This window comes from Rhodopseudomonas sp. B29, from assembly GCF_000333455.1.
In the GTDB taxonomy this organism is placed as follows: Bacteria; Pseudomonadota; Alphaproteobacteria; order Rhizobiales; family Xanthobacteraceae; genus Rhodopseudomonas.
This window is the reverse complement of record NZ_BADD01000725.1, coordinates 21,322-29,505: the sequence shown is the minus strand read 5'-3', so window position 1 is coordinate 29,505 and position 8,184 is coordinate 21,322. Positions and strand designations below refer to the sequence as shown.

Annotated in this window: 6 protein-coding genes and 1 pseudogene; all 7 read right to left on the bottom strand. The window is 62.8% G+C overall.

All coding sequences use genetic code 11. The features are described 5' to 3' along the window. Nucleotides 1–1,099 (bottom strand): HAMP domain-containing protein (locus I5M_RS26380; RefSeq protein WP_022724135.1); only part of this gene is annotated, 1,099 nt, incomplete at its 3' end. A gap of 122 nt (nucleotides 1,100–1,221) precedes the next feature. Further along, nucleotides 1,222–3,303 carry a methyl-accepting chemotaxis protein gene (locus I5M_RS26375; RefSeq protein WP_022724134.1) on the bottom strand — a complete coding sequence of 694 codons (2,082 nt, stop codon included), beginning with the start codon at nucleotides 3,301–3,303 and terminating at the stop codon, nucleotides 1,222–1,224. A 63-nt stretch (nucleotides 3,304–3,366) separates the two neighbouring features. Continuing rightward, complete coding sequence (locus I5M_RS26370; RefSeq protein ID WP_022724133.1) at nucleotides 3,367–3,852, bottom strand: chemotaxis protein CheW; 486 nt, start codon at nucleotides 3,850–3,852, stop codon at nucleotides 3,367–3,369. A 60-nt stretch (nucleotides 3,853–3,912) separates the two neighbouring features. Continuing rightward, nucleotides 3,913–4,383, bottom strand: coding sequence for a chemotaxis protein CheW (locus I5M_RS26365; protein ID WP_022724132.1), 471 nt, complete (start codon nucleotides 4,381–4,383; stop codon nucleotides 3,913–3,915). Beyond that, nucleotides 4,383–6,461: pseudogene (locus I5M_RS30665) on the bottom strand (chemotaxis protein CheA). The gene I5M_RS26365 and the pseudogene I5M_RS30665 overlap by 1 nt, the downstream one beginning before the upstream one ends. Beyond that, a complete protein-coding gene (locus tag I5M_RS26355) occupies nucleotides 6,458–6,823 on the bottom strand; it encodes a response regulator (RefSeq protein ID WP_022724131.1) in 366 nt (121 codons plus the stop codon). The pseudogene I5M_RS30665 and the gene I5M_RS26355 overlap by 4 nt, the downstream one beginning before the upstream one ends. Further along, entirely contained in the window at nucleotides 6,823–7,146 is a 324-nt protein-coding gene (locus I5M_RS26350) for an STAS domain-containing protein (RefSeq protein ID WP_022724130.1), read from the bottom strand. The genes I5M_RS26355 and I5M_RS26350 overlap by 1 nt, the downstream gene beginning before the upstream one ends. Between the last annotated feature and the right edge of the window lie 1,038 nt (nucleotides 7,147–8,184).

The following is an 8,184-nucleotide window of genomic DNA, read 5'->3' as shown; positions in this document are numbered from 1 at the left end:
CGGCGTCCTTGGCGGATTGCGCGGCGATCTTCTCGGGCTGGTTGGCGTTCTCGGCGTTCTGCTTGATGTTGGCAGCCATCTCTTCCATCGACGACGACGCTTCCTCGGCGGACGAGGCCTGCTCGGTCGCACCCTGCGAGAGCTGCTCGGCACTGGCCGAGAGCTCCTGGCTGCCGGCCGAAACGTTCTGCGCGGCGGTCAGCGCTTCGGACACGATCTGACGCAGCTTCTCGATCATCTGCTCCAGCGCGATGCCCAGCGTATCCTTCTCGGACAGGCGCTTGGCGTCGACCGTGAGGTCGCCCAGTGCGATCTTATTAGCGACCGCCGCAGTCGCGTTCAGATTCGCCGTCATGGCGTTCAGCGACTTCACCAGGTCACCGACCTCGTCGTTGCTCGAGACCTCGATCTTCTTGCTGAGGTCACCGATCGCGACAGCGTCAGCAAGGTCGACAGCACGGGCCAAAGCACGGCTGATGTTGATCGCGATCCAGACCGCGGCGATCACCGCGATGATCAAGGACGCGACGACCAGACTGATCAGCATCAGCTGAGCGCGCGCTCCATCCTCTTTGGCCTGTTCCGATCGATCCGACATCAGTTTACGGACAAAGGTCACGTACTCGTCCAGGGAAACAGTCGCTTCGCCGACGGCCTTACGAACTTCCGTCGTCGACGATTCAACTGCTTTGGCCTTGTCGGTCTTGGCAAGCCGCAGCGTCTGATCTTGAGCGCTGTTCACCCGCAGATAGGCGGCCGAGAACTTGTCGAGGATTTTCTTGCCGCTTTCAGTCGCGCTGGCGTGAACCTCGTCACGCGCTTGCGTCAGCTTTGTGCGGATGTTGCCGATCTCCGTCACATAGCGATCGACATCGCTGTCGGAGTTCGCCAAAATCGAGTTCTTTTCGGCTCTGATCTGTTGCAGAAGCATTTCTTTGAGCTGGCTCGCCTTGTCGAGGCGCCCCGCGGCCGCCGAGAGAACTTCCGTCGTGGCCGCCATATCGCTCAACTTGATATAGGCGAGCCCGCCGGCGATAGCGGACAACAGAATGACGATGCCGAACCCAGCTGCTAGCTTAGCTTTGACCGTGAATCTCATTTTATTTCACACCTGAATTGATCGGTTGAATTGGGTTGCTACGCCTGACACCACTCACTCTTCACCTACGCGGCACGGGACGACTCCATGGCCAACTTGTGCTCCATGCCGACCGCATCCGATCAGCGCTGGAAGTCCGCGTCGCGGTCGTCCTCGCCGTCGTGGAGCGCGAAGGCAAAGCCGCCGCCACCAGCTGCCTTCAGCTGACGCTGCGGTTTGGCGGCCGGCTTCTTCGCAGGCCCGCGATCGACCGCAGCCATATGGGCGGCCTTGCGGCGCAGTTGGCTCACGGCCTTGTCGATCGGCGCGCTTTGCAGCTTCGCGCCGCTCTCCTCGATGCGGAAGAACGCGATGGTCGACTGCAGCTGTTCGGCCTGGGAGGCGAGTTCTTCAGAGGTCGAAGACACCTGCTCGGACGCGCTGGCGTTCTGCTGGCCGACCTTGTCGAGCTGCTGGATTGCCTGGTTGATCTGCGACGATCCGACGTCCTGCTCGCGGCAGGCCGAGGTGATCTCTTCGACCAGTTCGGCGGTCTTCTTGATGTCAGGCACCAGCTTGGCCAGCATCTCGCCGGCTTCCACCGCCGCCTTGACGGTCTCGGCCGACAGCGTGCCGATCTCGGCAGCCGATGCCTGGCTGCGTTCGGCGAGCTTGCGCACTTCCGAAGCCACCACCGCGAAGCCCTTGCCGTGCTCGCCGGCGCGGGCCGCCTCGACGGCCGCGTTCAGCGCCAGCAGGTCGGTCTGGCGAGCTATCTCCTGCACGATGGTGATCTTCTCGGCGATGGTCTGCATCGCCTCGACCGCACGGCCGACGGCAGCGCCGCTCGCCTCGGCGTCCTTGGCGGACTGCGCGGCGATCTTCTCGGTCTGATTGGCGTTCTCGGCGTTCTGCTTGATGTTGGCAGCCATCTCTTCCATCGACGACGACGCTTCCTCGGCGGACGAGGCCTGTTCGGTCGCGCCCTGCGAGAGCTGCTCGGCGCTCGCGGACAGTTCCTGGCTGCCGGCCGAAACGTTCTGCGCAGCGGTCAGAGTCTCCGACACGATCTGGCGCAACTTGTCATTCATCTGGTTCAGCGAATTCACCAGATCACCGACTTCGTCGTTGCTCGAGACTTCGATCTTCTGGCTGAGGTCGCCATCCGCGACCGCTTGCGCGAGACCGACCGCACGACCCAGACCGCGGCCGATCGCCAGCGCGATCCAGAAGGCAGAGCCGACGCCGATGAAGAGCGATACGGCCAGAACAGCGACAAGAATCATCTTCGCGCTGGAGGCATCCTCGGCCGCATGTGCCGCCGTTTCGGCCATCAGCTTGCGCGTCAGCTCGCTGTATTCGCTGGACGCGGCAATCGCGACCGCCGCGGACTCGTGGCCCTCGGTGGCTGCGAGCGACGCGGCGTGAATATTGCCGCCTTCCTTGACGATGTCGAAGACGCGGCCGAAGACCTTCAGCAGTTGCTCAGTCTGGCCGCTGATGACCGCACCCGATAGACCCGCGGCCGAGAGAGCAGCGCCGCTTCGTTGCGCGGTTGAGCGCAGTTGCTCCATGTCATCAGCCGCTACCTTGATGATCGCGCCAAGGTCTTCCAGGCTCGAAGCGTAGAAGGACATAGCCATCTGCTTTTGAATGGCTTCGGCCTCGGTACGGAGCGTCTGCATGATCAGTAGCGCGTTCGCGCGCTCGGGCGAAACCGGAAGCTTGCCGGCTTCGGCCGTCATGGCGTCGACGGCTTCGTTCCAGCGCTTCAGAGCCGGCCGCCCTTCCGCCGTCCAAAGCTGAGAGCCGTGGTTGTTGGAGTTCATCACCGCAAATTTGATGATGTTGTCTTCGACGGCATTCATCTTGTCGTAGACGCCCGCAAATTTCTCCAGCACCCGGCGGCCGGCTTCGCTCGCGACCGCGTGGATCTCCTCGCGGATTCGCGTGACTTCCTTACGGTGCTGTCTGATTTCCTCGGCGTACTTCTGAGTATCGGCGTCGGTCGACGCCGCGATCATGTCCCGCTCGGCGCGGGTCTGTTTCAGAATGAAATTCTGCATCGCTCCGGCCTTGTCGATCCGGGAAGCGCGTCGAATCAGGTCGTCTGAAACCTCGGACAGCTGAGTGAGCTTGACGTAGGATAGTGCGCCGACAGCGCCGGACAGCAGGATCACCAGCCCGAACGCTCCGGCTAGCTTCGCCTTGACGGTAATTCTCATTTATCTGGCACCTGAATTTATCGGTTGAATTGGGTTGCTACGCCTGACACCACTCACACTCGCCTACGCGGCACAGGGAGGCTCCATGGCCAGCTCTTGCTCCGGTAATTTGGCCGTCGCCATCAGCTTGGAGAGATCGAAGATGATGACGAAGCGATCGCCCTTGCGGCCGATGCCGGCGATGTAGTCCGACTTCCACTTGCCGCCGACATCGGGGACCTGCTCCAGCGAGCTCTCCTCGATATCGGTGACTTCGTAGACGCAGTCGGCGACGAAGCCGACGCCGACGACGCGATCGCCGACCGGGACGTCGAGGATGATGATCCGCGTTGCTTCGGTCGCCGCCACCGCAGGCAGATCGAGCTTGAGCCGCAGATCGAGGATCGGATAGCCGGAGCCGCGAACGTCGATCATGCCGAGCATGAATTCGGGCGCGTGCGGCAGCCGCGCGATCGGCCGCATGTCGAGAATTTCGCGGACGTTGCGGATCGAAATGCCGAAGGTCTCTCCGGCCAATCCCAACGTCAGATATTGCGCCAATTCGGCCATCTCACACTCCGCCCCAGCACTGTCCGTCGCATCCGCACGCCGTCGTCATCGCGCACCCGCTCAATTCAGGATTCGTTCCATATTCGGCACGATCACGAATTCCTCGCGCCACTTGGTGATGAAGCGGATGTAGTCGGGCTTCCAATGCATGCCGACGCGCGGCGTCTGCTGGACGTCGACCTTGGAAATCTCGGTGACTTCGAAAACCTTGTCGGCGGTGACGCCGACCAGCACCGGATCGTTGTCGATGCAGACTTCGAGCACCACGATCCGCGTATCGACCGTCTCTTGCGCCGCCGGCATGCCAAAGCGGATGCGCAGATCCGCGTAGGGAATGACGTTGCCGCGAACGTTGATGACGCCGGGCACGAACGATTTGGCGCCGGCCACCTTGGTGGCGGGGATAGGATCGATGATTTCGCGAACGGCTCCGGCGTCGAGCGCAAACTTCTCGTCGCCGAGACCGATCATCACCACCTGGATCGCGTCGGCGCTGTGGCCCGTCGCGTCCTGAACCTGATCCTTGCTCATCACGCTGCCTCGCTCATTTGCTGCTTCTCCGCGTGGGCCTGGGCCAGCGCGACGAGCTGAACGACATCGAGGATCAGCGCCGCCGTGCCGTCGCCGAGGATCGTGGCGCCGGAGAAGATCGTGACGTTGGAATGCAGCTTAGACAGCGACTTGATCACGGTCTGGTGGTTGCCGATGATCTGGTCGGCCACCAGCCCGACGCGGGTCTCGCCGGTCGAGATGATGATCGTCTTCTGATGCTCGTCGGGCTGGCCCGTCGATTCGAACACGTCACGCAGCCGCATGAACGGCACGAGATTGCCGCGGACGTTGAGGAAGTTGCGTCCGCGCGAGCGCTCGTCTTCGGCGGTGAGTTCGACGCATTCTTCGACGGCCGACAGCGGGATGATGTAGCGCTGATCGCCGACGCGGATCAGCAGGCCTTCGATGATCGCCAGCGTCAGCGGCAGGCGCAGCGTCACCGTGGTGCCTTGGCCCGGAACGGTCGACAAATCGATCGACCCGCGCATGTTCTCGATGGTGCGCTTGACGACGTCCATGCCGACGCCGCGGCCGGACAGCGCCGAGATCGTCTGCGCGGTCGAGAAGCCGGGGTGGAACAGAAACTGATGGATCTCGTGATCGGACAGCGAGGCGCCGGGCGCGATCAGCCCCTGCTCTTCGGCCTTGGCGCGGATGCGCGCGTTGTTGAGGCCGCCGCCGGTTGTCCTTCACCGTCACCAGCACCTGCGCGCCGGCATGCACCGCCGCAAGCTCGATACGGCCCTTGCTCCGGCTTGCCGGCGGCGGCACGCGCGGACGGCGCTTCGATGCCGTGGTCGATCGAGTTGCGGATGAGGTGAACCAGCGGATCGGCCAGGCACTCGATCATGGTCTTGTCGAGTTCGGGTGTCTTCGCCGGTGGTGATGAACTCGACCGGCTTGCCGAGATCACGCGACAGATCGTGGATCAGGCGGCGGAAGCGGCCGAACAGCGAGCCGATCGGCACCATGCGGGCACCCATCGTGGTGTCGCGCAGGCTGGAGGCGAGCCGCTCGATTTCCTCGGCGATCATCTTGATCGACAGGTCGGAGCCGTGTGCCGCAAGTTGGCTGAGCCGGGCCTGGGCGATCACCAATTCGCCGACGCGGTCCATCAGCTCGTCGAGCCGTTCGGCCTGCACGCGCACAGTCGCAATGCCGCGATCGTCGGCGCGGCGCGGCTCGGCGCTGCGACGCTCCGGCTTCGGCGCTGATGCGACGGGCTCGGCTGCCGCAACGGGTTCGGCCGGCGGCACGATCGACACCTCCGACGCCGCGACTTCGGGCAGCGGCTCGGCCAGCAGCATGTCTTGAAACGGCGCCGTCGGTCTGTCTTGCTGCAGCAGGGGCTCCAGCGTCAGCTTCATCTCGTCGATGACGAACATGAAGACGTCGTCGATTGCCGCCTTGTCGCAGTCGGAGTGCAACGCGACGTCCCATTTCAGATAGCAGTCTTCCGGCTCCATCTCGTCGATGTAGGGAATGCCGTCTGTCAGCGGCACCACGAAGCAGGGCCCGAGCTTGGCGAGGTCCTCGAGCAGATCGAGCGGATTGGAGCCGTTGCGGAGAATGTGCTGATCGAATTCGAGGCGCAGCCGCCAGCCGATGGGGCGATTCTCGGTCGGCTCCGCAGCCGAGGCAGTCGCGGGAGCAGGCGCAGCCGCAGCAGACGCAGCAGCTCCCTCCGGCGGCACGAAGCGGGTGAGATCGGCCAGGATCGAGTCGCCGATAATCGAGTCGGCATCGTCCGGGGTTTCGATCAAGGCGCGGATGAAATCCTTGGCGGCCAGCGCCACCGAGATCAGATCCTGGGTCGGCTTGATCTCGCCTTTGCGGACGCGCTCGAAAGCGGTCTCGAATTCATGGGTGAAGGTCGCGACCTTGTCGAAGCCGAACATCGCGCCCGACCCCTTGATGGTGTGCAGGGCGCGGAACGCCGCGTCGATCAGTTCGCGATCGTCGGGGTCTTGGCCGAGGTCGAGCAGCGCAGCTTCGAGGACCTCGAAAAGCTCGGCGGCTTCCTGGCGGAAAACTGCGGCCGGATCGAGGGAGGTCATGCGCGCACCAACCTGCTGACGACCGACACCAGCTGCTCCGGCTTGAACGGCTTGGTGATCCAGCCGGTGGCGCCGCAGCTCTTGGCTTCCTGCTTGACCGACTCGTTGGATTCGGTGGTCAGGAACACAATCGGAAGGCCGACCAGCGTCGGCACCTTGCGCAGCGCCTTGATCAGCTCGAGGCCGTTCATCACCGGCATGTTGAGGTCGGTGATGACGAGGTCCACCTTGGTCGACTGCGCCTTGGTGAGCCCCTGCGCGCCGTCACCGGCTTCGAGAATGCTGTGGCCCGCCGGCTCCAGCGTCACCTTGATCATCTGACGAATGCTCGGAGAGTCGTCGACAGTGAGGATCGTGGCCATTACGAGCCACCTTTCTTCTGCGGGAAATGCTCATCGATCATCGCGTCGCTTGAAAACCCGGCGCGGCGGATGGTGTTACGAAGCGGCTGAGACAGGTCGGTCAGGACGACCGGCCGGCCCTGCGCCTCACCGGTCTTGGCGGTCGACAGCAGAAGCTGGACCGAGGTGACGTCGGCCTTGTCGACGCTCGAGCAGTCGATCTCCAACCGGCCCTGCCGGCTGAAGGCTTCACGAACCGCCTCGTAGATTCCCCGGATCGAACTAATGCTGAAATCGGAAGGAAGCCGCAGCGAATTCTTCGCTCCGGTAGGATCGTGCGTCATTGCCAGCCCCAGTCAAGCAGCGCCTCACGCGGGGACAATTGGTGATGCAATCGCCGCGCTAACGCTTAGTGACCGGAAGTCTGCAGATAACAGATTAAGAAAATATACGTAGGCTGTTTCAACTTATGGGACGCGAATAGCGCTGATAATTACTTTTGGATGCGAGCGGCCGCTCCTGCCTCGCTAAATGACCAAATTGCACATCCAATCCCGCGAGTAACACGGGCAGATACACGCTATCGGAAACTACGTAGATTACCGTATGCGAAAATGTCGCAGACATGTCGCGGCCACCGCTAAAGTACTCATCTCCCTCGTAACGCGGATAAGAGCCTGTACTACTACGAGGGGGGGGCGACTCGGACCAGGTCTGCCAAACCAAGTGCCGTTGCGATGCCCCAGCAATGCAGAAGCGAGCCCGGCTGCAGCGCCGAGGCGAGCACGAAGGCCGAGATGTCCCTCGATGGCGCCGGCCGGCTGCCGATTGCCGAGCAAGACGACGTTTATTCGTCGCTCCGGGGGGGCCAATAGGCGAAGGTTCGTCCGGAGACCGGCAGAATGGAATTCCACCTTGAGCAAGGCGGCGCTCTGTAGCGCTCCCCAACGGGCTCGACCCGGACCTCGATTTTTGCTGAACGGTCATTGCGGACGCAACGGCTACCGGAACGCGACCACGGCGGGTAATCTCTCGGCACAAATCTGGATTGGCTAGGGTGCTGTCTGCGACTGAATCCACCGCTGGTCCCGTTTCGGAGCGATCCGGGCAGTGCACCGAAGGACGGGTAACGGTCTTGGGCGGAATTTGCCCCTTCCAGCTTTAGGTCAGCTAATTACTTTTCCGCTTTGCGTCCCTAGACCGGACCAAAATTTCCAGATGGGGCGCTCGTTTTGGAGCAAGATCGCCATCAATCGGAGGTCCGCTCCGGCAGAGCGGACGTCGTCCCGTCCATGATGCGGCGGTCTCGGTTCGTAAAGCCCCACACCGAACGGTACGGTGTCTCAGCGATCGCAGGCAACTTAGAGCCCTGCTCGCTGCTG